We start from the raw sequence: 26,154 nt of genomic DNA on the forward strand, positions 1-26,154 counted from the left end.
CTCCCCTCTCCCTAAACCTCTTCATTAATTTAGTCTAGAGTAACTACTTCTGAAGCTACTTCTGAACCGTCAGCTGCTAATAATTTAACAGTAACTTTTCCGCCATCAACTTGAGCTGGGAATGCAGTAGTAGATTCACCAACTGCAGTTTCAGCTGTTAATTGCTCAGCGCCGTCTTCAGTATAAACTACATAGTTCACAGCTTCGTCGTACCCAGTAGCTGTTACTGTAATTGTGCTACCGAACATTGCCGTTTCATTAGAAGCGCTGATTTCTTGAACTGTAGTGCCTTCTGGTTGAACAGTTACTACAAATGTAGTTGAAACTGTATCTTCACCATCATTTGCTGTAACAGTGATTGTTGCAGTACCTTCAGCGACAGGAGAAACTGTTACTGCTTCACCATCAACTGAAGCAGTAGCAACTGCTTCATCTTCAGAAGCAACAGAATAAGTTAACTCATCGTTATCAGCATCTGCAAACGTGTTGCTTATATCAACAGTTAGGTCATTACCTAATACTACTGATTTATCTGATACTTCATTAGCAACTGTTGGTGCATTGTTTGGAGTTTCACCACCACCAACGATATCAGCATTTACTGCTTCATCAAGGTCAACGCTTGTGCTGAACTCAAGAACTTTGTTGTTCGCAAGGTCAGTGAATGCATTGTTTTCAGAGAAGCTGATGTCAACATTGTCAGTATCGCTATCTTTAACGATAAGGATTAACTTATCATCTTCAACAGCTAGCTTGTAAGTTTCGTCTTCTCCAAGACCAGCATCATAGCTTACATCGTCGCCATCGCTCTCGATGTCAAGAGTTGTTGCAACTTTAGCTACGCTTACTGTGTCATCAAGCATTTCAGAGAAGCCAAGCGTGATACGGTATAGGTTATCTTCTGTATCTTTCTCTACATAGTAACCATCTTCGTAACCGTCAGTGTTTGCTTTATCATCATCTTCAAAGTACTCATCATCGAACTCAGGAGCAATTTCATCAGATACTAAGTACTTGCCATAGTCAAGTGTTTCGCCATATGCAGTATCAGTGTTATCATCTGAAAGCTCAGTAAGAACTAAGTATACATTTTCGCCGTTTAATTCAGCGTTATCTGATAGCTCATCATCTTCATCAAGAGTGATTGTAACTGTTTTGTCGTCATCACCGATTTCGATGTCATAAGCTAACTCAGTTCCATCTTCTGTTTCAAGGCTGAAGTTATCAGCGTTGAAGTTGTCGATACGCTTAGTGAATTCGAATTCAATTGTATCAACAGCAGTTGCTTCAACTTTGTTGTCGTCGATAGCAAGCTCGTTAGCAGTATCAGCTTCTACTAATGTTTTTGTTGCGTATGCAGCGTCAGTAAGGTCGCCATTCGCATCTTTCACACGTAGCATTGTGAAGCCTGGAAGCGTGAACTTACCTTCAGCATTCTTCCAAAGGTCATCTCCATGCTCATCAGTGTCAGCATAGATTTTGATTTCAACTTCTTCGTCATCGATTGTATCGATTTCAACGTCGAAACCATCTTCATCAGCAAGATCTTCTAATGTGTAATCCTTGCCATCCCACTTAACTGTGTAGTTAGCAAGATTGTCGATTGCATATTTGTCATCGCCAACAGTCATTTTGCGACCGAAGTCAGCATTAACTGTATATTCGATTTCATCTTCATCTTCATCGTCTACATAAAGTGCAGTATCTTCGTTAAGAACTTCATTAAGATCTACTGGATCTTCAACGTCAACTTCGAACTCTTCTTCAAGGCCGTCAGTTGCGTTAGCTTGCTCATCTTCTACACCATCGATAACTAATGTGTAAGTAGCAGCGCCTGAAAGCTCATCGCCTTTAAGGTCGATTTCAACAGTCTTGTCATCATTTTTCAATGTAACAGAGCTGATTTCAGTATCTTCTACTTCTTCACCATCAGCATCAAGGATTTTGTAGTTATCTTCATCAGTTGCAGAATCTTCGTCAACTGTTTCATCAAATTCAACTACGATTTCATCAGTAGTTGCTTCGATGTCTTCTACTTTTGGAGCTTCGTTGTCAACTGTTACGTCAACTGCAAAACGAAGAGTTTGCTCGTTTTGGTTACCCCAGTAATCTTCTAAAGCTTCATCTTCAATGTAGATATAAGCAGTTCCATCTGGAAGCTCGTTATCACTGTCAAAGTGAAGAGTTAACTCATTACCATCAAGTTCAACTTTATATGGGTTTTCTTTGCTGTTTGTATGGTAATAGTTGTCTAGGTCTGTATCAACATCACGAAGGTCTTTGTTGAAGATTAGAGTTACTTCATCTTCTTGTGCCTTACGGAAACCAACGATTTCAATTGGCTCATTGTTTTCTTCAACTGTTACATCAAAGCTTTCTTTCACAAGAGCAAAGTCAGCATAATCTTCGATACCGTTATCGATTGTAACTGTTAGTTCTTCGCCATCTTCGAAAGTTCCACCAACTTCGATGATTGCTTCTTTACCAGCATCTACAGCTTTCACATCGCGAACACGGTATGTTTTGTCACCGTCTTTTGATGTTACTTCATAGCTGTCATCATCAAGAAGAGCAGATTCAAATACGTCCATTGGCTCACTGAAGATTACTTTAACTGAATCTTCACCAATTACTTGAACATCTTCAACTTCTGGTACTTCTGTATCAGAGAACTCAAGGTCATATTCAAGCTCTTCACCAACTACAGCTTCGTCGATAATGATTTTGCCTTCTTCTTGGTTATCAACAGCATCATTTAATGTAAGAAGTGCGATGTTTCCATCCATGATTTTAACGTCAACAACTTCTACATCTTTGCCATTGCGAGTTTCAAGGTCTTTACCATCTGTATCTTCGAAAGAGTAGTTATCTTCATCTTCTACATCTTCGTTACCAGTTACATCTTGGTTGAATACAACCGCAACTTGACGAAGGTTTGGAGTTTCTACTTCAGCAACTGCAAGAGAAGTGAAGTCGAAGTCAAGCTCTACGCCGTTAACTTCAACAGTACCAACTTCACCGTCAAGGTCAGCGTGTGTGATTACAACTTCTTTACCGTTAGCTTCTACTGATTCTGGAGTAACTTTCTCTCCATCAACTAGAACGCGGAAGTTGTCAGCAGTTACTTCTTCACCTTCAGCAGGCATGTCTTTCAAAGTAACAACAAGAGTTTTGCTGTCTTTGAAGCGAAGGTCTGCTACTTCAAGCTTAGGAGCAACTAGGTCGCTATTAAGAGTTTCATAAATTACTTTTGCTGCTTCAGCACGAGTAATTGTGTTGTTCGGTTTGAAAGAGTTATCTTCGTAACCGTTGATTACACCTTCGTCAACTAGAGCTGCGATGTAACCTTTAGCCCAGTGTCCGTCGATGTCAGTAAGGCTTGAAGTGCCAGTTTCGCCTGCGTCATAAGACTCAGCTACCATCTTCGCAACTTCAGCACGAGATACTTTCTTGTTTGGTTGGAAAGTACCATCTTCGTAGCCATTGATTACGCCAGCTTCTGTAAGAGCTGCTACATAATCGAAAGCCCAGTGTCCAGCTGAAAGGTCTGAGAAGTTTGGATCTGCAGCACCTTCAGTGTCAAGGTTAAGTGCAGTAGCAAGAATTTTTGCTGCTTCAGCACGAGTTAGTTCACCTTGTGGTTTGAAAGAACCATCTTCATAACCATTTAAAATATTTTCGCTTGTTAGATAATCTACTGCTTCACTGAACCAGTCACCTGATTGAACATCAGTAAATGATGCTGCGCTAGCAAGTGGTGCTACAGCTGAAGCTACAACTGCAGTCGTCACAGACGTTGCAAGAAATTTACGGAACGATTTAGGTTGATACGCCATTCCTTAATTTGCCTCCCTTTATGTACTACATATTTTTTAATTTGACTAACCATCGGAAGATTCTGAACGAACTTCCTATAAGATTAGTAATTCCTGTCTTTTTAGCAAACTACAAAGCTAGTATAATTTCCAGTGGTGGAAGTGTCAACTAAAACGAGGAATCGTTTTCCATTGAATATTCTACCTATACCTGAAAATTAATGCAAGTGAGGAAATAAAGTTTTCTATTAGTAAATATTTATTCTTTCGACAATATTTCTCTCGCCTTACATTTCTCATTATATCTAAAACTGGAAGAATTTCGAGAGGGTGAGGCTATTTGTTACACAACTGTAAAATTAAACATATGCAAAATATGCTAAAATTCGCATTAGTGAGCTTGTTTTCCCTACTATTCTGACAATTAAATAACAAATCCGGAGGTGGTACTTTGCGATGTAAAAAAATCCTTGTAAAATTATTAGCGGTTTTTGTTACAATTTTTACACTCGCGCCGAATGCATTTGCAGCAGGTAACACAGAAAGCTTACTGCAAAATGCACAAGCATTGAAAGGAACACCATACGCAACTGGCGGTTCCTCGACGAATGGTTTCGATTGCTCTGGATACACTCAGTACGTATTTAATAAAGAAGGAATCAAAATTCCACGTACATCGAGCAGTCAATACAGTGCGGGAAAGAAAGTTTCAAAGAGTTCTTTAATAGAAGGAGATCTTGTTTTCTTTAATACAAGTGGAAATGGGATTTCACATGTAGGAATTTACATAGGGGAAGGTAAATTCATTCACTCTGCAACAAGCTACGGTGTGAAAGTATCAAGCATCAACGATCCATATTATTGGGGAAGCCGTTATGTAGGAGCTCGCCGCGTTCTTTCAGAAGAGAAACAGACTGAACAGCCGGTCGAAACGATTGCTTCTTCGGTTCAGGCAGTGGCAGTTGAACAATAGGTGTAAGTGATTTAAGTAATTACATACATAACTTTTTTATCTCTTGGCGATTTTGTCAGGGGATTTTTTGTTTTACAAATGTTGCAGGAATGTTACTTAAGTAAAGTGTTGGCAAGTGGGGGTGTAAGACTCCTAGGTTCATTCAATGATGGAAAACACGTGGGGCGGGGTGTGGGTGGTGACGCCGGTGGCGGTGTCAGACCCCTCGAAGGGATGAGTGGTTATTACGGTTGAGTAGGGTGCAGTTACACTTGGAATTGTGGAGGGGTCAGACACCTTGGTTTACTCAATGATGGAAAACACGTTATCCGGGGTGTGGGTGGTGACGCGGGTGGCGGTGTCAGACCCCTCGAGGGGATGAGTGGTTATTGCAGTTGAGTAGTGTGCGGTACCGGTTGGGATTGTGGAGGGGTCAGACACCTTGGTTTACTCAATGATGGAAAACACGTGGGGCGGGGTGTGGGTGGTGACGCGGGTGGCGGTGTCAGACCCCTCGAGGGGATGAGTGGTTATTGCGGTTGAGTAGGGTGCGGTTACACTTGGAATTGTGGAGGGGTCAGACACCTTGGTTCCCTCAATGATGGAAAAAATATAAAGAAGCAGCTGACTTTTGAGAGTCAGCTGCTTCTTTTTTTAGTCTAATTCGTCGATGTCTTTGTCGTCGCCTTCGGCTTGGATTTTGATATCCAAGTCTTTAATGACGTTATCATTTTCATCTGCAATTGGTGCTTTTTGTTCGATATATTCGCCGACTAGGTCTTCAACTACATAGTCTTCTAAGTCAACGACAAGATAAATTGTTTCGTTATCGACGTAAGCTGATAACACTTCATAGCGGCCATCGCCGACGTCGAAGGAAAGGCGTGTGACTGTTTTCGGATCAATATCGTCAGTGAATTCAATGCTGATCACGGCTTTGTCTGATTCTCCGATTGCTTCATGAACAAAGACTTGTTCTTCACCATCGTCTTCTTTCACCTTTGGTGCCACACTATCGGAAAGCTCTAAGCGGTCAAAGTCGAGCTTCTGACCGAAGCGATTTCTCGTATAGGTTGTGGAAGCTGCGGTAATATAGACTTTCTCTTTATCATATCTTCCGTCAGAGTCCAGCTTATCATCTAGTGTGATTGTAACAGTGACATCATCACTCTCTAGCTCAACATCTTCAATATCAATCGCTTCGCTTGAGGAATATTTGCCATTGTTGTCTTCATCAGCAAATACGATGAAGTCATCTTCTTCGAAATCATATACTTCATCTTCTAGTTCGAGCTCTAACGTGTCCTCGTCGATCATCTTGACTGTGTCATCTTTTACACCGAATGTAGATGTTGTATCGAGTGCCACTTTGTTTGCAAAGCTTGTTGTTTTGTTGCCGTCTGCATCTGCTACGCGGCCTACTGCAAGGGAAACATTGTCAAGGTCTGCATTTTTTGCGGCGTCGATAAGGTCTTCATAGAATGTTTTGACTGTGCCTTCTAGCTCGTCATCTTCTGCGATTATGATTTCAACTTTTTCGCCTTTGTTGTATGCGTTGATATCCACTTCGATATTATCTTCATTTTTTAGCGATTCAAGTAAGTAAGTATTGTCATCAACAGTTAGTTCGTACTTATCAAGTGAAGCGACAGAATAGGTGCCTGTCTCGGCCATTTCCCGTCCGTAATCAACGACAAGAACAACCTCTTCTTCATCGTCATCCCAGATTAAGCTTCCTTCGAAGTCACTTGGTGCGTCGATACTGCCCGCTTCAAACTTTAACGTTAGTTCGTCGCTTTCGTTATCATATAAATCTTCCATATTATCAACGAATAACGTATATTCACCATTACTGAATTCACCGTAGCGTTTATCAATTGTAAGGAGAACTTTGAATTCATCTGTATTCGTATCAGCAATCTCTGCCGTTTTGATGTAAAGGTCGTCGCCATCTGCATCAACTAATTCGTAGTTACGCTTGTCTTCTGCAATGTCTTCCTTAACCGGCTCATCGAAAATCACTTCAAGCTGCACATAGCTGCTGTTTGCATCGTCTTCATCTAGCATCTTTACTGATTTTACACTTGGTGCTGTGTCATCGTCTTGCAGTGCGACCTTCTTGCGGATTGTGCTATTTTCATTGCCCCATAGGTCTTGAAGGGCATCGTTATCAATAATTAACTCACCATCACCTGGGATCGGCTCGTCCTCATCAAATGTAATCACAATTTCATTACGCTTCGTAAGGGTAACGGATGCTGCGTCAATGCCTCGGTCTGTATGATGGAAGAAGCCTTCAATGTATCGCGTGTCTGCTAGTTCAATATCTTTGTTGAATACAAGTGTCGCTTTATTCGGATAGATATTCTTCACTTCGATAAGCTCTGGAGCAGATGTGTCGTAATCAACGTTGAAATCAAATTCCTGCTCTTCAAGCTTGAAGCCGAAATAATCACGTAAGTCATCATTTACAGTTAGGGTGTATGTTTTATTATCATCTAGTTCGTCGTATAGTTTTAAATTAGCCACTTTTCCATGTTCATAAACTTTCACTTCTTTCACACGCGGGCCATCTTCTAGATCGAATGCATCCTCAATATCGCGATTCGTTACTTCCTTGCCGTTCTCTGTCTTGAAGTTCATCGGTTCTGAGAACTCTACTTGAATAATATCCTCAGCAATTGCTTTTGCGTTTTCAATTTCAGGCGGTACGGTGTCACGCAAACGAATATCGAAATCTTCTTCATCGCCGGTAATGGCTTTATCAACTATCAGCTCGAACTTTCCTTGACGCGTTTCTTTTACCGTTAAGATAAGCTTGTTGTCCTGCAGTGTTGCATCTAATAGTTCAACCTCTTTGTCATCTGAATCTCTTAACTCATAGTATGTCAGGTTCTCAGGGTGTCCTCCGTCGAAGCGTGTATGGTTAAATGTTAGTTCAATTTGCTTTAAGTTCAGGGCTTCTGCTTTCTCAATCGCTAAGTCCAATTCTTCCACGTACACGGTAATGTATGCTTTCTCTTCTGTTCCATCTACTGTTCCAGTTAGTTCATATTTGCCTTCTTTGCTTGTATCGATACTGCTATTATTCCATTCGACGTTCGCTTCTTTTTTTGTACCGTCTTTGTATGTAACTTGAATTTTTTCTGGTAAATCGACCTTTCCGCCCACACTAATGACAAGATCATCCACTCGTTCTACACCAGCAATTTCACTTTCATTATGGTTGAAGCCTCGGAAGAAGAACGTCGCAAACTGCGCACGTGTCACCCCTTCATTCGGCGCGTATGTACCGTCAGTGTTCCCGGTTGTAATGCCATTCTGGTAAAGAATTTCGATATTCTTCCGGTGTTCATCTGATGCCTGTTCTAAGTCTGTCAGCGGCACGTCTACACCTGGTTTTTCTTCTAAGTTAAAGGCACGGACAAGCCATGTTGCCATAATTTCACGAGTTAATGCCTCTTTCGGTTCGAATGCTCCTTCCGCACCTGTAACAATTCCCGCTCCAAGCATCGCCGCAATCTTATCCGCATTCGGGGTTTGCGCATTAACATCAGAATAGGCTTTCAGCTTCTCAACCGCATCAACAGGCACGTCCAGCTTCAACGCACGCACAAACATAATCGCCGCATGCTCCCGCATAATCGTTTGATTCGGTTTGAACGTCCCGTCTGGATACCCGGTAATGACCCCTTTATCAACCAATGATTGAACAGGCTTATAATAAACACTTGTATCTTTCAAATCAGGAAAATAAGCTGCTGAAGCAGACGACACCGCAGTCGTCGCCGCTACCGCAGTAACCGCTGCTGTAGCTAGAAATTTTTTATATGACATCTTCATTCCCCTTTCCATTCATAAGACTCTAGATTCATAGATTAAGAACTAACTTGAAATAGAAGAAAGTTTTGGTAACTTTAGCTTACACTATGCAACAAGGCATAGGCAAGAAGACGAAAGCCCTTATCTATAGGACGAAGAAAATAATGGAAAGTTTTAGGGGAGGAGTGTGAGCCTTTCTCCAATAAAAAAGCCTGACCCCTCAATTGAGAGCCAGACTTGTTGAGTTATTCTGTCATTTCACCTTCGCCGCCGTCTTCACCATTGCCGCCATTCTCTTCTTGTTGTTGCTCCATTTCCTCTCCGCCTTCTTCAGGCTCTTCACCACCGCCGCAAGCAGTAAGAAGTGTTAACGCCATTGACGCTGAAAGAAATGCAGCAGCCCATTTTTTCATTTTCATCGTTCATTCCTCCTTTAGTATGTAAGCTCATAGATAGCCTACCCAGCAAGGAGGAAGAAAATTCTTAAGGTTATGTAAGGAATTTGTAAATAGCTATGATTATTGCTTGTCACCAAGCGCAAAGGTAATTTCTGTTTCACATACGACTTCACCATCAACCGTCGCAACGCCTTTACCCTTACCAATTGTTGCTTTACTGCGTGTTATTTCTACTTCTAAGCGCAGCTGGTCCCCTGGCTTCACTTGACGCTTGAATCGGCATTTATCAATTCCGCCAAAGAATGCAAGACGGCCTTTGTTTTCTTCTTTCTTCAGCATCGCCACTGCACCAACCTGAGCAAGCGCCTCAACAATCAATACGCCGGGCATAACCGGGTAATCAGGAAAGTGACCGTTGAAGAAATCCTCATTTGCCGTCACATTCTTAATCCCAACACAGCGTTTTCCTTCTTCAATCTCAACCACCTTATCCACCAACAAGAATGGATAGCGATGCGGAATAATCTCTTTGATTTCATTAATATCTAACATGATCTTCAGCTCCTTTAACAAAATGACAGGGAGAGCAATTTACTCCCCCTGCTTACTTCTTGCAGTTGTTGAATTTCCTTTATAGAAAGCTCTGTATACTTGGCAATTGACTCTAAGTCCATACCTGAAGCTAATAAGTTAAGAGCAATTGCTTTAGCTTTGGACTTTTCACCTTGAGCCAGCCCTTTTTTTAGTCCCTCTTCCCGACCTTCTTCCATTGCTTTCTGAGTTCGCAGCTCCGCTTCGCGGTGAAAGGAATATTCATCCAACACTTCTTTCAGCCTTGCTTCATATTCTAGCCTTGTGCGTTCGTCGCTACTCATCTTTTCCCAATTTCGAATGGCATCAATATCCAAGACACTCGCACACCATCCTCTAGCTTTTCCTCTATTATACCACACCCCACCCAACTAACCCCTAACCAACTAACCAATAAAAAGAACCAAAAAACAGGCACCCTAAACAAGGCCCCTGTCTCTCTTAACTTCTATTCTCTTCCACACCAGTTACTCAACTGGCGGGACATCTTCTGTAATCAAGTCAACGAGTTTCGTCCATGTTGACGTCTTAATTGCATCGAGTGGTTCTCCGTCACCAATCACTCCGTAGCCGACCATGAGGCCAGCTGTAAGGCTTAGTAGCATAAGTAGAATCACGATAACTAAGCGCATCCAAATTGGAATGAGGCGAGCGCGGCGTTTGCGAGGATACTTCTTTTCTTCTGAAGTTGATTGCTCCTCTTTGTGTTCTTGATGGCTCTTATTAAAGCGATTTGGCGGATCATCTGTTTTAAGCTGAACATCTGCTGACATTAGAAGTACCCTCCTTTCCTTTAGGTTATGTGCGAAGCCCGTTTACAAGCTGCATCATTTGATCAGAGATCGAAATGGATTTGGCGTTGAATTGATATTGACGCTGTGACGTCATCAATTCGGTCATTTCTTGCCCCATATCAACATTCGACATCTCTAGTGCACGCTGCTTCACGCCTACTTGCTGTGGGTCAGCTGGCGCAACAACGTCTTGCTCTGCAATCCCTAGTTCTTGAAGATTTGGCAGGGCGAACTGATTGTCACCTGCAGAAACGAGCAGCTGTGGGCGGATCACTTCACTTACAGCAATTTGCCCGGCATTTTGCTGCGGTCCTGTTGGCATGTCAATCATAATTTGCCCGCTTTCATCAATATTAATCTTTTCAAATCCAGCGGGGATCTGAATTGGGCCATTCGTGCCGAGCACACGATCACCATTTGCAGTGACTAAGTCCAGTACATTCGGGTTGCCTGCAGATGGTGAGACATAGAATGCTCCATCACGCGTATAGCGTGTTGTCACTTGTCCGTTATTATCGACAGACGAGATTTCAAAGAAATGATTTTCTTTTGCTAGCGCAAGGTCCAGGTCACGATCCGTTGTCTTAATACCGCCTTGTTCAAGCACAAGCTCTGTTTCAGACAAACGGGCTCCGACGCCTGTACGGATCCCATTTGGGGTACGGCGGCCTGTCTCTTCTGCTTCACGTCGTTGATTATCGAACTGCTGTACGAGCAAATCTTGAAAGTTCGTTTCGCGGCGTTTGTAACCGTTCGTATTCGAATTGGCCAAGTTGTGTCCGATTGTATCAATCTTACGCTGTAACTGTCCCATTGACACTGACGCATTAATCATTGAACGATTCATACTTTAAACCCCTTCCTATCTTACACGGCCTACTTCATTCACAGCCTTGTCCATGCTCTGGTCATATGCACGAAGGACACGCTGGTTCACTTCAAACGTCCGGTAAGCCGTCATCATATCTGTCATCGTCTGCTGCACATCAACATTCGAACGCTCTTCAAATCCTTGCTTTAAGGAATAAGCAATATCAGCATTTCCGATTGCACTGTTCAACGCACCACCGCCGTCAACTGCAAATAAGCCGTTTCCTTCCTTAATAAGCGCATCAGGATTATCCGCAAAGGTAACATTAATTTGCGCAACTTCCACTCCGCCTTCTAATACCGTTCCATCATCTCTTACCGTAAAGTCATTACCAAACAGCTGAATCGGATTTCCATCTGCACTCAGCACATAGTTCCCTTCGTTTGTCACAAGGCTTCCATTCGCGTCCAATGAGAAATCCCCATTACGAGTATAACGCGGCTCTCCATTCGCATTCTGCACTTCAAAGAACAAAGCACCCGGCAGATTTGTTTCTTCATTAATCGGTACATTCTGTGATAAGAGGGCAATATCCGTATTCCGGCCTGTTTGACGCAAATCTCCTTGCGTCATATTCGGAATCGTTTCCTGCAAGTATACCCCCGTATTAATCGGCCCTAATAATTTCGAATTCTTAAACGTACGATTATTTGGCATTTCTTCTGTATTATACACGCTCATTAACATCTCTGGAAACGCACGCAAGGATGCCCGGTCCGCCTTATAACCTGGCGTATTGGCATTTGATAAGTTATTTGTCAGCATTTCTTGACGACGCTGCTGCGCCATCATGCCTGCTGCTGCTGTATAGTAACCACGAAGCATGGTTTAGCCTCCTCTTTGCTTAGGGTCAGACCCCTCTGCTATATATGGAGTAGCCGAAAGGTTGGGTGGAGGGGTCAGACCCTATCCTAATCTATTCTTCGGCAACTTATCGATATTTTCAAGCATCATTCCTGTTCCCATTGCGACACAATTCATTGGATTTTCCGCAACGAATACAGGTACTTTCAATTCATCTGCCAGTAATTGGTCGATTCCATGCAGGAGTGCTCCGCCTCCAGTTAGAATGACACCTTTATCGATAATATCTGCCGATAATTCAGGCGGCGTTCGTTCTAAGACACTCTTTGCTGCTTGTACAATTAATGATACAGGCTCTTGGAGTGCATGTTCAATCTCTTGGGAACGGACGGTAATCGTTCTCGGCAAGCCGGATACCATGTCACGTCCGCGAATATCAATCTCTTCGTTGCGAGCTCCTGGAAATACCGTCGCAACTTGAATCTTAATATCTTCAGCTGTTCGTTCACCGATCAGCAATTTATATTCTTTCTTAATGTACGCAAGGATTTCATTATCGAACTTGTCCCCTGCCATTTTAATAGAAGAGGCGGTGACAATATCGCCCATCGAAAGAACGGCAACATCTGTTGTTCCACCGCCGATGTCGACAACCATATTTCCGCTCGGTTCGAATATATCCATCCCAGCACCGATTGCCGCAACTTTCGGTTCTTCTTCTAGGAAAACACGCTTACTGCCGCTCTTCTCAGCCGCTTCACGAATCGCCTTCTGCTCAACCGATGTAATATTAGTCGGGCAGCAAATCAATACACGCGGCTTCGAAAGAAATCCTTTCACATTAATCTTATCAATAAAATGCTTCAACATCGCTTCCGTCACTTCAAAGTCAGCAATTACGCCATCTTTGAGCGGACGAAGTGCAACGATATTTCCAGGAGTTCGACCTACCATTCGTCGGGCTTCTTCACCAACCGCAAGGGCCTTCCCTGTATTTCGATCGATTGCTACAACGGATGGTTCATCAAGAACAATCCCTTTTCCTTTCACATGTATGAGCACATTAGCTGTACCTAAATCGATGCCGATATCTCTCGCAAACATTCCTTTCGTTCCTCCCTATTCCATATCAGAAACAATTGTTCGAACATATTTCACTAATCATATATTTTACCACATAATCAATGGAAACAGAGAGATTCTGGCAAAAGTTTTGTGAAAATGTAACGATGTCTGAAGTCATCGAGAGATATCAGCATGATTTTATTTTACAAGTGTTTCAGTCTTTGCTGTTTGCTGGTACTTCATCTTTGTTGCTTCACCGCCTCGTAAGTGACGGATTGATTTATGATAATCTAAGATCTCCTTTACTTCATTTGCCAAATCGGGGTTAATTGCAGGTAGCCGCTCCGTCAAATCTTTGTGGACGGTACTTTTCGACACACCGAACTCCTTGGCTATCACGCGAACTGTTTTTCTCGTCTCCACGATATACTTGCCAATCTTGATTGTACGTTCTTTGATGTAATCGTGCACACCACTCGCCCTCCCTGGATTGGATGTGAGAAGTGTGAAATGAGACCTTGTGTGAAGCTCGAAGAACCAGTGAAGCTCGTTCACCTAAGAAAAACGAAAGCATCCATCTGACACCCCTGTTTTTCAAGCGGAAAATATGCTACAAACACTCTTCGAAGTCTACCCACGCTGCTCACCTCAACCACTCTCTTTGTCAGGTTTATAACAGTTTATTAACCAAAGAGTTCCAATATGCTAAAAAGTCAAGGAGGACAAGGGTTTTCGCGAAAAAAAGACTCCAAACTCACTAGCAGTTTGAAGTCTCTCTCGTTAAAATGACAGCGAACGTGTTTGACTGTCTGTTTCTTTCAATAATTCGCCCCACGTGTTACAGCCTCTATCCTGGAACAGGCGTAACAGCTCACTATATAAATGGGCGGTTGTTAACGCATCACCGATTGCGCTGTGACGCTCATAGATACGCGTGCCGAACGCCATCGCATAGCGTTCAAGCTCACGCATTTCCCATGAAGGTGCAAGGAAGCCAATTAAGTCGAGTGTATCAACGGTTGTCGGCTTCTTGAAGGCAAGCTTCTGCCTGCGGAGCTCATTCTTCAGCACCATAATGTCAAATTCAACGTAATGGCCGACAAGAGCAATACTTTCGTTACTTTGCACGAAGTCAAAGAAACGTTCGATCGCTTCCTGAGGCCCACTCGCTCCATCTACTTTATCTTGTGAAATCCCTGTTAACTCAACAATTTGCTGCGGAATTTCACGCTTCGGGTCGACATAGATTTGGAATGTTTCTTTATCCAGCACGTCGAACCCTCTCATATTCACCGCACCGATTTCAATCATCCGGTCAGTGGTGGCAACTTGAAACCCCGTCGTTTCTGTATCATAGACGGTAAAATTCAATTCTTCTAACGGCTTATTCAATGGAATGGACTCATCTAATGGACAATTTAATGATTTTCGAAGCCAGAACAAGCTTTCTCCCCCTCCCTTGTTCTACATTCTTCGCTAAGCCCGCAGTGCAAAGTCTGCAAGCATCTGACTTTGCAGCTCACGGAATGTCTTTAATGTGAGATCGAGATCGTCTTTCTCACGTGTTGTAATATGGGCAAATTGAAGAACGGACGATGTTTTTTCGCCCCGTTTATGTTGTTCATATTTCTGACGGACATAAATTTTCATAATTTCGTTGAATGCAATTTTCAAATCAGCCGCAAAGTTTTCTGAGATAACCCCGCGGGCAACCAAGCCTGAAATACGCTGCAGCGGTGTTCCTTCAACGATACCGTGGGCAAGCGAAAGAATTTGCAGGCTATGGTGAAAAGGAAACAGAATTTCCTTCTTCATATCGATCTTCTTGCGGTCCATGCGAAATAAGGCACGGAATGGATGTTCGAGCGATGGCACTGGGTGTTCCTTCTCCACTTCGGCCATTCGGTATAAGAAGATTTTCGAACGCTCCAGCTGGTCTTCAATCTGACGAATAAACTGCTCATGCAGATCGTCATCACCATACAGCTTGCGGAAAGAGAAGAAGTTCTGTGCAAGCAGGATATTGTCATTGGTTGTCTGCATAATCCATTGGCGCAGACGGCTGTTCCAGCGCGTTAATGAACCGCGCCACATCTCTTCACTTGCCATCATTTTTCCAAGACATCGAGCATAGCCAGCCGCTTCAAGGAATGAGACAATCTCAACCCCAAGCTTCTCGAAGTAAGCTTTAATTTCCGCTGCCTGCTCCTCTGTTCCATCTTCATAGACAAGAAAATGGTCTTGGTCTGTTAAGATAAACTGTTCGCCGCGCCCTGAGCTTCCCATCTGATACCAGCAAAACGCAACAGGCGCTGTAAGTCCTTCTCTTTCCTCTAATGACTGCACCGCCAGCTGTACGCAGCGCGTAACAAGTCTGTCATACAAGTTCGTAATCACTTCTAGAGCGTGCGTCATCGGCACTTCATCATTGATCATCGTCTCTAAGACGGAGTAGATCGCTGTTTTCACCTCTGGCAAGCTTTCCTCTGCCGCATGCTCAACCTTCTGAATTGTTTTCACCATGCTTTCGTTCCGCTTGCGCATTAAGTCATCGAACGTGACAACCCCGACGACTTCATCTTCTTCATTTACAACAGGCAGATGCTTAAAGCCGCTAAGAAGCATCATCGTAAGTGCATCATAATAATAAGCAAAAGGTGAAACAACCTTTACGTCCGAGGTCATAATATCAGTGACAGTTGCACCGAGCGGCTTTTGCTTCACAATTAGTCGTTTGACAAGGTCTTGTTCTGTAATAATCCCAACAAGTTCTTGACCTCTCATCACTAAGATCGAGCTTGTCTTATGATTGACCATTAGTGAAGCCGCTTCCTGGACCGTGCTGTCAGCTTCAATTGTTAACGGCGGCGATGTCATCAAATCCTGTACGCGCATCATGAACCGTTCACTCTCACCAGTCCGTCGCGCTAACTGAACCTGCTCGGCTAATGATGTGTAAATGTCCTTCAAGCGGGATACTGAGCTCCGCAAAAGGTACTCTTTCACCTCATTGTCATCCCAGCGCCTTTCAATCACTTCAAATGGAATGAACAACCCTGTTGCTTCTTCAACTGTCCGTGACGCCACCAATTCTTCATAACGTGATGTCGCCGAAACGCCTAAGAAATCAGCCATACTCGTAAAGCCAATCAGCTCACCAGACTGAACAACCTCCAACACTTCGATCTGATCTTCTTCATGATGATGCAAATAAATTTCCGCTGTTCCCTCTAGTAGTAAAATTAACCCGTCACGCGATTTGCTTACTTGAAAAATCACCTCATGCTGAGCATATTCTTGAATGCTACACAACTCCAAAAGCTCCATAACTTGGCTTAAGGCCACCCCTTTAAAGAAGGGGTGACCTTTCACAAATTGATATACACTTTCCTTATCCAATCTTTGTTTCTTCTGGGTCTTCATGCATCCATACCTCACCGTCTTTATAAGTCATTTGTTCTGGGTAACGCAGGTCAATAACTTCTTCCTGAATTTTCTGAGAAGGTGCTTTTGTCATTAAAGATACAACAACGTTAGCCAAAATACCTGCTGTTGCACCAAAAATTCCTGCGCCTGTGTCGATAATTCCCAAAATTGTGAAGCCGCCGAATTTCGCAGCAAAGATATAAGCCAGTGTGACAGTCAAGCCTGAAATCATACCTGCAACAACCCCAGGTCCATTCGCTCTCTTCCACCATACACCGAGAAGCAGTGCCGGGAAGAAGGAACCAGATGCAAGCGCAAACGCCCAAGCAACAATTTGCGTAATCGCACCAGGCGGGTCAAGTGCAACAAGACCTGCAACAACTGTCGCAATAACAATTGACCAACGACCAACAAGAAGACGTTTCTTATCTGTCGCTTGCGGATTAATCGTACGATAGTAGATATCATGTGCTAATGCTGATGAAATCGCGATCATAAGACCGCCTGCTGTTGATAATGCAGCCGCCATCGCACCTGCAGCCATAAGACCAATTACAAAGATTCCTAAGTTTGCAATCTCTGGTGTTGCCATTACGACAATATCATTACTAATTGTAATCTCTGTCCATTGAAGAACGCCGTCACCATTTCCATCTGCTAATGCAAGCTTACCTGTATCAATCCAAGCCTGTGTCCAAGCTGGTAATGAGCTAATTGCACTTCCAGCAACTTGCGTCATCAAGATAAAGCGTGAGAATGCCGCATAAGCTGGTGCTGAAAGATATAGCAAACCGATGAAAAGAAGTGCCCAAGCACCGCTCCAGCGAGCAGCTTTCATTGTTGCAACTGTGAAACGAACAATAACGTGAGGAAGGCCTGCCGTACCAGCCATCAGCGTGAACATTAACGCAATGAACTGCCACTTGGACCCATTTTCAAATGGTGTAAAATATTCTGAGAGGCCGAGTTCCCCTGTCAATTTGACCAATTTCATTCACAACTTCCCCATAAGAAAGCCATGGAATTGGATTTCCTTTTAATTGCATTGACATGAAGATAACTGGAACAAGGTAAGCAATGATTAACACGATATACTGTGCAACCTGTGTCCACGTAATCCCTTTCATTCCACCTAGTGATGCGTACGTTGCAATCAGCACAACCCCGATTAATGTACCAATCTTCGCATCTACTTCTAGCAAACGTCCGATTACAACCCCTGAACCAGACAATTGCCCGATTGAATATGTGAAACTAATAATGATTGTGGCAGCCGCAGCAAGCAAACGTGCCGTATTACTGTTGTAGCGGTCACCAATGAACTCTGGTACCGTATAGCGTCCAAATTTACGTAGTTGAGGCGCTAATAAGAATGTGAGGAATAAGTAACCACCTGTCCAGCCCATCAAGTAGGCTAAACCATCATAACCGAGAATCATAACAGTACCTGCAAGACCGATAAATGACGCAGCACTCATCCAGTCTGCCCCGATTGCCATACCGTTATAGATTGGCGGTACACCGCGACCTGCAACATAGAAATCAGATGTTGCTTTCGCTTTGTTATAAATAGCAATTCCAATATACAGTGCAAAAGTAGCAACTATAAGACCGGTTGATACAAGAAATTGAGCGTCCAATGATACTCCCCCTTTAAAAGTTGACCAAAATTGTAATGCAGTTCTCCCCCCTGCATCTATTTCTGTCTAAAACTTTCTTGAATCAGTGGTCTAGTACTTTGCCACTGCTTATTGTTTTATTTTTCGATTCGTCAATTCCAAACTTGCGGTCAATCGCATCACTTACGATTGCATTAACAAATAATAGAATGATAAAGACGACAATTGCACCTTGCGCTCCCATGAAGTAATGGAATGGCATTCCGTTAATCGTCATACCTGAGAACATATTTGCTCCAATAACAACGCCGAATGAAAGAATCATCCCAATCCCAATGTAAATGATGATGCTTGTCGTTCTTGCCCGAAAGTAAGCATCTGCTACTTGCTTGTCAATCTTTCTCAACTTATCTCTCCCCCTTGAATGTAAAGTCATCACATAGCAATCCAACAACTGCCGTCACTTCCCTTTGTCCATCACCCCCTTAAAGCTACTTTAGACTAAAGATAAACTGTACCGTTTCCCAAAACGGCATCGGCACCATTGCAACTTTGATAACCATATAAGCAAACAGTGCAGCAAACGGTAGTGCAAAGAAAATTTGTTTTTGTTTTTTCAATGCATACACAACTGAGAACACTGTGATTGCGCCAAACATTATGACAATCCACATATACTTTCTTCCCCCTGTATATCTTAAGTTTTTATATAACTTTATTAACGTGCTAAAGATAATGATCATGTGTATTCATGATAACGTTTTCATTTATGTAGAACAGGATAATTTCATGATGTTTTTTTTGCAGATGAGAGGTTGGCTTACTTTGTTTATATGATGAGCTACTAAGAAGTATTCGAAAAACATTGGCCAAGTGGATAAATTTGTGTAAGCGTTAACATTAGGTGAACGGGAAAGCTCTCCAATACGGAGAGCATTTGTTGAAATTTTCTGTTAATTGTATTTCATATGATATATGAGGTTATGACCTACCGTCAATATATTTTTTTGCACTTTTGTTATAAAATTTTGCAAATGAGATTAAAATCCAAAAAAATAATCAGCTATTGAGAACAATAATTGCTGCCTAGTTAATGCTTATTTATTTATACCTGGAGGCACGCCGTTCCTTTACGATCAGTGTTGCCACAACAGCAACAACCGCTATGACTACCAGCGCTAAAACGAATAAAACAGAGGTCTCATACATATTCACATCACCATTCAAGTTGGTTGTGTCCGAGGGTGAAAGATTTAACGAAGAGGAAATCGATGGCTCTGAACTAGCCCCACCTGAAGACGAAGAAGATGAGCCTTTCCGACTGAACCCATAATAAAGCACAAAGCCCCAAATCCCTACACTCATTGGGAGCAAAATAATTAACAGGGTTATTTTTATTTTTTTCATCAAAGGCGCTCCTCCGTTCCCACTTATCTAATATTATGATATCCCGAACCCCCTCACTCCGTAAGCGGCTTTCCACCTAGGACATTTTACATATATTAACTCTGATGATTCTAATGAAGGCGGTGTGAGCGAAGCCTGCTCTTGCTTCCGTTCAACGCCCCAATGAAAGGGAAGGCTCTGTTTCAGTGATACCTATTAACAACCTTAGCGCAGCTCCGCCCCTTTTCCATTAAAAAACCGTAAGCGGAATCCCGCTTACGGCTCTGTTTTATGCACCTTGGTTGTCTGTGTCAGTTGCTTCTTCTTGCTCTTGTGGTTGCTCTGTCGGTTCTTCCATAACAGGTTGTTCTTCTTGCTTCTCATCTTCTGTTACAGATTGCTGTTCTTGCTGTTTCGCATCTTCCACTAATTGTGAAAGCGGCTTATTCAAGTAATCAACAGGGTTAACCGCTACATCATTTGAACGAATTTCAAAGTGTGCGTGAATACCTGCTTCTTGATTGTAGACATTACGGCCAGCTGTACCAAGTACTTGACCTTGTTCAACTTCAGCACCTTGTTCAACTTTAACGTTTTCAAGGCTTTGGTAGACTGTTACAATTCCATCTTCGTGTTCAATTTCAACAACATTGCCAAGCAATGAATCTTTTTCAGCTTTCACGACTGTACCACTTGCTGATGCGACTACTTCAAATGCTTCCCCGTTTTCTGTTGCAAGATCGATTCCTGTGTTTTGGTAGTAAGTATTATTATAGAAAACGAGTGCTGCTTGCTGTTCTTCAGTCGTTGCGTCATAGTCGTAGAAATGCTTTTGAATGAACACACTGTTTTCGTTTTCTGCTGGCATTTGGAAGAATTCCTCTGCCATGTTAACAGGTACAGCTTCTTCGTCGCTGTAAGACACATCTGATTGACTTGGCTCTTCTACTTCAGCTGGAGATGTTTGGTCGTTACTGTTTTGGAACCAAAGCACTCCTGTCAGAATTAATGCTGCACTTGCTAAGTAGATTGCTGGAAAGACCCATTTTTTTCGAAGATAAGACTGAACCTTTGAACCTTGAGAAAGATTTTGTTTTTCTTCATCTCTCATGTTTTATCACCTCACGAATCATTCTGATCAGATCGGAGGTGTTATATACATTTTGCAAAAACTTTTTTTCGTTTATTTTTCGACAAATCTTTTGACTTTATGCATCGTTACTTATTTTTTCGCTGTGTACTTTGCGGCGAACGGTTCAATTGAAGAAATATTTGTGCCTTGATAATAATGAGCGATGATCTCTTGCACTTCTTTGCCTTCTGAAGCCATACCATTCGCCCCGTACTGACTCATGCCAACTCCATGCCCCCAGCCGCGCGTCGTTACAACAATTCGGTCACCACTTCGAGATAATGAAAAATCAGATGAGTTCAAATCAAGCTTCGTGCGCACATCACGACCGCTAAAGACTTCACCATTAATAGAAACCTTTGCAATTCGCTTTCCTTCTGTTCGTTCAATCACATTTCCGACCGCTTGATTTGAACCGAGCTGCACGCCAAGCTTCTTTTCAAATTCTTTTACTGGAAAAACTTTTGTAGCTGTGAATTTCGGTGATGTTTTGTCCCAAGGACTCTCTACACTGCGTAGATAAGGAAACGGATTCTGCCAATAATCCTCAGAATTCTCGGTATATCCGTTACTTGTCGAAAAGAAAGATGCCGTAATCGGTTGACCCTTATACGTGATCACTTTTCCTTTCGTTGCTTCGATTGCTTCATGTATCCGCTCCATCTTCCATTCATAATCCGCTCCCCAAATCTTCTTCAATTCGGCAGGACTCTTATACACTTGGTGCATGACGGTATCAGTGACAAGCGCTCCTTCTGGAAGACCAATTTTCTCATCATTCATCATTTGCTTCACAATATACGTTCGTGCAGTAAGGGCTTGGGCCTTCAATGCCTCTAGCTCAAACTCCGCCGGCATTTCCGAAGCAACCACCCCTGCTACATATTCTTCAAGAGGTACATTCTCGATGAGTTGGGCATTACTTCGATAGACAGCAACCTCCACAGCGGGGGCTGAGGTAGTTGTTTGTTTCTGAGAAGCTGCTGGTGTTGCTTCAGGCACAGGTTCTGGCCCTGAAACCTCTGATTTAAAAGGTATAACAAGCAAGCTTGGTAAGACCAATACAACTGCAAAGAAAATTGCGGCGAGGATAAGTAAAGGTTTCCATGCTCTCATTCATCCATTCCTCCAATTCAATATCGCTTGCACTAATATTGCTATGGGGATGGACAACCTTTTAGAACAAAAAAAGAAGAAGCCTTTGAATGACTTCTTCTTCTTTCTTATGCTAGGTCTTTTGCTTCGATTGTTACGCTTTCTTCACTAGCTGGCATTTCTGCCGGACCTTCTTTGATACGTTCGATGTCAGCCCCAAGTGCAGCTAACTTCTCTACGAAATCAACATAGCCACGGTCTAAATGATGAAGTTCAACAACACGCGTATAACCATCTGCAATAAGTCCTGAAATAATAAGTGCTGCTGCTGCTCGTAGGTCAGTTGCTGCAACTTCGGCACCTTGTAGTGAGACAGGTCCGTTAATAATAGCTGAGCGGCCTTCGATTTTGATATTACCATTCATGCGACGGAATTCCTCAACATGCATGTAACGATTCTCGAACACTGTTTCCGTAATCATACTCGTTCCGTTCGCCTGTAATAGCAACGCCATCATTGGCGCCTGCATATCAGTTGGAAAACCTGGGTGCGGCATTGTTTTAATATCAACCGCTTGAAGTTCGTCAGTAGGAAGAACACGAATGCCATCCTTCTCTACTGCAAAACGCACACCCATTTCTTCCATCTTAGCGATTAGTGAACTAAGGTGTTCAGGAATTGCTCCTTCTACGAATAATTCGCTTTTCGTTAAGGCTGCTGCGATTAGAAATGTTCCTGCTTCAATTCGGTCAGGAATAATGTTATGTTCAGCACCCTTTAACGACTTCACTCCGTCAATGCGAATCGTTTCAGTACCGGCTCCACGCACTTTGGCACCCATTTTATTCAAGAAGTTCGCCAAGTCAACAATTTCAGGCTCTTTTGCCGCATTTTCAATAGTTGTACGACCTTCTGCCAAAGTAGCAGCCATCATAATATTTTCCGTTGCTCCAACACTTGGGAAGTCGAGGTACACTTTCGCACCTTTCAACTTATCAGGTACAGTTGCTTCTATATAACCATTCCCAACTGTTACGACTGCTCCCATTGCTTCGAATCCTTTCAAGTGCTGGTCAATCGGACGAGATCCAATATTACAGCCGCCTGGAAGAGCAATGCGGGCGTGCCCAACACGAGCGAGCAATGAGCCCATCACTAGGACAGAAGCGCGCATTTTTCGCACGTATTCGAATGGTGCTTCAGTCGACAATGCACCAGTGGCATCTACGGTCACTTCTTTATTATGAAAGGAAACATCCGCATTCAAATAGCGTAATACTTCATTAATTGTGTAGACATCTGCTAATGGGGGTGCATCTTTTAGGATGCTTTTTCCCTCACTTGCTAATAAAGTTGCTGCGATGACAGGCAGTACGGCATTCTTAGCCCCTTCGACCTTTACGGCCCCTGAGAGACGCCTGCCGCCGCGGACAATGATTTTTTCCAAGACAGTCCCCTCCGCGTCAATAGAATCACTTATTTACTCTGTTTTAAACTGTTTACCACTTAGGTAACATGTCATAAACGGAATATAACAGAAAATTCAGGGAATTTAACTAAACCTTCCCTTGTTTGACTTCTTAAGCCAAACTTTCAACATGCACTATATTAATATTCAAGCGTAATAATAGGTGTGCCTATCGTGACCGATATCACACCGCCCAATCCTTGTTTACGTAATCCAAGTTGTACATTCATTTTTTCATTTTCAACTGAAATCATTTGCGATAAATCATTTGAATAAGCAGATATCGAAATAAATCCGTTTTCTTCAACCCTTTCAATTGGACGAGCTGATACATGATTGAGTATCCTTTTTGCATAAGAATGCAAAACACCTTCCATCATACCACCCGCTTGTCCTTTCACACAAGAATAAAATGAGGGAGTTTTTTGGAATAAATTAGACGACATTTCATCCGTTTCATGGGTAATTAATCCCCATTCTTGTTCTCCAAGGCTCTCGCCACTCATTTCATATATAAGATACGTATTATGCATATCTTTCTGGGGGGTGTGCAGTTAAGAGAATTCTCTCTGATAAGTTGTTACTTCTTCGTAACAGCCCTACTGCTTTCCATACATCAGCATTCTGTTCAACTGTCCACTGAAACTCGGGAAATCTCTTTGCAATTGACTTCCACTCTTTTTCGAACTCTGCGAATTGCTGCACTTCGCCTCGTTGCTCTCTCGCATATATCTGCCATTCCTTTACGTCAACATCATTCGCCTTCAAAGCTTCTACCAGCTGGTGCAAATCATGTTCTTTCCCTACTGTTTCTCCGTATTTTCCCATCACAAGTATTGAAATACTTATAATTGCAAACAAAAGAATATGAGATAATTTCAACTTCTTCACTCCCTCTCCCTAAGTACAGTGTTTCCGCTATAAAAAACACCATACATGGAAGTTAACGTCATCTTTCGACGTTAAGGAGTAGTAAGCGAATGTTCGATAACCAATTACCTAAAATAAGGGCTTACAAACATATACCCCCTATAAACACTACTTATTTCCTAGTTACCAAGCCATATTATGCCAATAAAAAAAGACCTGCCTAATTTTAGGCAGATCTAAAATAAGTATTTCATTTGTTTGGCCCAGAACAAGTAATCAAGGAAGAAATTCCCGACTGTTGAACCAATTGCAATTGTTAATAAGATAAGTAATGCCTTTGCATGACCTGTCTTCCCAGACTTAATCAATACATCTATTCGAATTCCTTGGAGCGCCCACCACGTAATTACGAAGAAAAGCAGATGAACGACCATCCCTAACATTGCCTGTTGCGCAAAATCAGCTCCCATGTTTTCTTCACTCCCATCAAAAAAAGAGGGCAGAATCGCCCTCTTTTCATTGTACCCGATTATCACTTATTGACCAAAGAAATCGGTAAAGTTAAAGCTTCCATAGAAGAAATCCATCGCTACGTTTGGCAAGATACCGAACAATACCGTACCAAGCGCACAGATAATGACAACTGTAGAAATGCCTGCTGGAACTTTCACTGCTGAATGGTCTGTTGCAGGCCGGAAAAACATCTGTTGCATAATTTTAAAATAGTAGAAATATGAAATAACCGTTCCTGTCATCATAAGTGCCGCTAAGAAATAGTGTGACGGCTGAGAAGCAAGGACTCCAATAAAGATATTGAATTTACCCATGAATCCCATCGTACCCGGTATACCTGCTAATGACAGAATGAAGACACTCATAAGAACAGCCATTGCTGGTGACCGTTGATATAACCCAGAGAATGCACTTACATCTTCACTATCAGAACGCTGGATAATCATTTGAATAATCGCAAACGCCCCTAAGTTCATGAATAGATAAGCAACGAGGTAGAACCACATGCTTTCAAACATCAACGCAGAAAATGCAACAAACGGAACGAGCAAGTACCCGGCATGCGCGATACTTGAGTAAGCGAAGAGCCGCTTAATATTACGCTGTCTTAACGCGATTGTATTTCCAACGATAATCGTTATACCTGCAAGAACAGCTAAGAATTGCTGCATGGACATTAATAATGGAATCTGTCCGCCGATACCTGGTGTCTGAACAAACGCAACGAGGAACAGACGCATTATAATGACAAAGCCTGCTGTTTTCGATACGACACTTAAGAATGCAGTAACAGGTGTCGGTGAGCCTTGATACACATCAGGTGCCCACATTTGGAATGGTACAACAGCAATCTTAAATGCTAGACCGACAAATACCATTAAGAAGGCAATTGAAATAATGTACTGAAGGTTCCCTGTCATTAAGTTGCTTAATTGTGTACTAATCTCAAACAAGTTTGTCGAGCCAGACAATCCATAGATATAGCTCATTCCGAACAACGTAATGGCTGTTGAAATTCCGCCGTTAATCACATACTTCATAGCCGCTTCATTTGAGCCATGATGCTTCTTTCTAATACCAGCTAAGATATAAGAAGAAATGGACAGAAGCTCTAAGCCGACGAATAATGTAATCAGGTCAGCACTTGATGCCATCATCATCGCACCAAGCAGAGCTGTTAAGAATAAATAGTAGAACTCACCGCGATAGGCCATCTTCTCCTTCGGCTCATAGCTCGCAGCAATAAGCAGAACAAACCCCGCTCCTACTAAGAAAATAAACTTAAAGGCTTTTGAAAATGAATCCAGCCGATATGTATCATGCAAAATGCTTGATACAGGGTGATCCAATTGACCAACTAAGAAGAATAACGCAATGACGATCCCGCCTAAGCCGATCCATGCTAGTATTTTTCTATCTTTATCGCGCCCCATGAACAGGTCAATAACTGACAGGAGGGTTGCAACACCAAGAATCACAAATTCTGGAGCCATAATCCCCCATTCATAGCTTAACAGTGTTTCCAGGTTCAT

Annotated in this window: 23 protein-coding genes and 1 pseudogene; 1 reads left to right on the plus strand and 23 read right to left on the minus strand. The window is 42.6% G+C overall.

Features of this window, described 5'->3' with window-relative positions; all coding sequences use genetic code 11:
- Nucleotides 1–29 precede the first annotated feature (29 nt).
- A complete protein-coding gene (locus LC040_15635; GenBank protein ID WLR50678.1) occupies nt 30–3,836 on the minus strand; it encodes an S-layer homology domain-containing protein in 3,807 nt (1,268 codons plus the stop codon).
- Between the two features lie 430 nt (nt 3,837–4,266).
- Between LC040_15635 and LC040_15640 the strand changes: the two genes are divergently transcribed.
- Nucleotides 4,267–4,788 (plus strand): C40 family peptidase, encoded by a 522-nt coding sequence (locus LC040_15640; protein WLR50679.1) that lies wholly within the window; start codon nt 4,267–4,269, stop codon nt 4,786–4,788.
- Nucleotides 4,789–5,421: 633 nt separating this feature from the next.
- On the opposite strand, the gene LC040_15645 is transcribed toward LC040_15640, so the two are convergent.
- From LC040_15645 to nuoN, 22 genes and pseudogenes are all read right to left on the minus strand, one after another.
- Nucleotides 5,422–8,604, minus strand: coding sequence for an S-layer homology domain-containing protein (locus LC040_15645; protein WLR50680.1), 3,183 nt, complete (start codon nt 8,602–8,604; stop codon nt 5,422–5,424).
- A gap of 230 nt (nt 8,605–8,834) precedes the next feature.
- Nucleotides 8,835–9,008, minus strand: a complete 174-nt coding sequence (locus tag LC040_15650; GenBank protein WLR50681.1) for a hypothetical protein — start codon at nt 9,006–9,008, stop codon at nt 8,835–8,837.
- 99 nt (nt 9,009–9,107) lie between these two features.
- On the minus strand, nt 9,108–9,539 hold the full coding sequence (gene fabZ / locus LC040_15655; GenBank protein ID WLR50682.1) for a 3-hydroxyacyl-ACP dehydratase FabZ: 432 nt from the start codon (nt 9,537–9,539) through the stop codon (nt 9,108–9,110).
- A gap of 14 nt (nt 9,540–9,553) precedes the next feature.
- Nucleotides 9,554–9,895 (minus strand): hypothetical protein, encoded by a 342-nt coding sequence (locus tag LC040_15660; GenBank protein ID WLR50683.1) that lies wholly within the window; start codon nt 9,893–9,895, stop codon nt 9,554–9,556.
- Between the two features lie 150 nt (nt 9,896–10,045).
- On the minus strand, nt 10,046–10,351 hold the full coding sequence (locus LC040_15665; protein ID WLR50684.1) for a DNA-directed RNA polymerase subunit beta: 306 nt from the start codon (nt 10,349–10,351) through the stop codon (nt 10,046–10,048).
- Between the two features lie 25 nt (nt 10,352–10,376).
- Nucleotides 10,377–11,219 carry a flagellar hook-basal body protein gene (locus LC040_15670; protein WLR50685.1) on the minus strand — a complete coding sequence of 281 codons (843 nt, stop codon included), beginning with the start codon at nt 11,217–11,219 and terminating at the stop codon, nt 10,377–10,379.
- Between the two features lie 15 nt (nt 11,220–11,234).
- Nucleotides 11,235–12,068: a flagellar hook-basal body protein gene (locus tag LC040_15675; GenBank protein ID WLR50686.1), complete on the minus strand. Its 834-nt coding sequence runs from the start codon at nt 12,066–12,068 to the stop codon at nt 11,235–11,237.
- 81 nt (nt 12,069–12,149) lie between these two features.
- The gene (locus tag LC040_15680) at nt 12,150–13,151 is read right to left on the minus strand and encodes a rod shape-determining protein (GenBank protein ID WLR50687.1); all 1,002 of its coding nucleotides are present in this window, start codon (nt 13,149–13,151) and stop codon (nt 12,150–12,152) included.
- Nucleotides 13,152–13,310: 159 nt separating this feature from the next.
- Complete coding sequence (gene spoIIID, locus LC040_15685; protein ID WLR50688.1) at nt 13,311–13,583, minus strand: sporulation transcriptional regulator SpoIIID; 273 nt, start codon at nt 13,581–13,583, stop codon at nt 13,311–13,313.
- Between the two features lie 309 nt (nt 13,584–13,892).
- A complete protein-coding gene (locus LC040_15690; protein ID WLR50689.1) occupies nt 13,893–14,555 on the minus strand; it encodes a 3'-5' exonuclease in 663 nt (220 codons plus the stop codon).
- 33 nt (nt 14,556–14,588) lie between these two features.
- Nucleotides 14,589–16,535, minus strand: a complete 1,947-nt coding sequence (locus LC040_15695; GenBank protein WLR50690.1) for a DUF294 nucleotidyltransferase-like domain-containing protein — start codon at nt 16,533–16,535, stop codon at nt 14,589–14,591.
- Nucleotides 16,504–18,178: pseudogene (locus tag LC040_15700) on the minus strand (sodium:solute symporter family protein). Before LC040_15700 ends, LC040_15695 begins: the two are co-directional and overlap by 32 nt.
- An 82-nt stretch (nt 18,179–18,260) precedes the next feature.
- A complete protein-coding gene (locus LC040_15705) occupies nt 18,261–18,563 on the minus strand; it encodes a DUF4212 domain-containing protein (GenBank protein ID WLR50691.1) in 303 nt (100 codons plus the stop codon).
- A gap of 85 nt (nt 18,564–18,648) precedes the next feature.
- Nucleotides 18,649–18,831 (minus strand): hypothetical protein, encoded by a 183-nt coding sequence (locus LC040_15710; protein WLR50692.1) that lies wholly within the window; start codon nt 18,829–18,831, stop codon nt 18,649–18,651.
- Between the two features lie 427 nt (nt 18,832–19,258).
- Nucleotides 19,259–19,564 carry a hypothetical protein gene (locus tag LC040_15715; GenBank protein WLR50693.1) on the minus strand — a complete coding sequence of 102 codons (306 nt, stop codon included), beginning with the start codon at nt 19,562–19,564 and terminating at the stop codon, nt 19,259–19,261.
- A gap of 268 nt (nt 19,565–19,832) precedes the next feature.
- Complete coding sequence (locus tag LC040_15720) at nt 19,833–20,654, minus strand: M23 family metallopeptidase (protein WLR50694.1); 822 nt, start codon at nt 20,652–20,654, stop codon at nt 19,833–19,835.
- Between the two features lie 111 nt (nt 20,655–20,765).
- Nucleotides 20,766–21,791 (minus strand): stage II sporulation protein D, encoded by a 1,026-nt coding sequence (gene spoIID, locus LC040_15725; GenBank protein ID WLR50695.1) that lies wholly within the window; start codon nt 21,789–21,791, stop codon nt 20,766–20,768.
- Nucleotides 21,792–21,898: 107 nt separating this feature from the next.
- Nucleotides 21,899–23,218, minus strand: a complete 1,320-nt coding sequence (gene murA / locus LC040_15730) for a UDP-N-acetylglucosamine 1-carboxyvinyltransferase (GenBank protein WLR50696.1) — start codon at nt 23,216–23,218, stop codon at nt 21,899–21,901.
- Nucleotides 23,219–23,379: 161 nt separating this feature from the next.
- Nucleotides 23,380–23,772: a YwmB family TATA-box binding protein gene (locus LC040_15735; GenBank protein ID WLR50697.1), complete on the minus strand. Its 393-nt coding sequence runs from the start codon at nt 23,770–23,772 to the stop codon at nt 23,380–23,382.
- Nucleotides 23,765–24,121, minus strand: a complete 357-nt coding sequence (locus LC040_15740) for a hypothetical protein (protein WLR50698.1) — start codon at nt 24,119–24,121, stop codon at nt 23,765–23,767. Before LC040_15740 ends, LC040_15735 begins: the two co-directional genes overlap by 8 nt.
- Nucleotides 24,122–24,345: 224 nt before the next feature.
- On the minus strand, nt 24,346–24,579 hold the full coding sequence (locus LC040_15745; GenBank protein WLR50699.1) for a DUF1146 family protein: 234 nt from the start codon (nt 24,577–24,579) through the stop codon (nt 24,346–24,348).
- A gap of 66 nt (nt 24,580–24,645) precedes the next feature.
- Complete coding sequence (gene nuoN, locus LC040_15750) at nt 24,646–26,154, minus strand: NADH-quinone oxidoreductase subunit NuoN (GenBank protein WLR50700.1); 1,509 nt, start codon at nt 26,152–26,154, stop codon at nt 24,646–24,648.

It is taken from the genome of Bacillus tianshenii (genome assembly GCA_020524525.2).
In the GTDB taxonomy this organism is placed as follows: domain Bacteria; phylum Bacillota; class Bacilli; order Bacillales; family Bacillaceae_N; genus Bacillus_AV.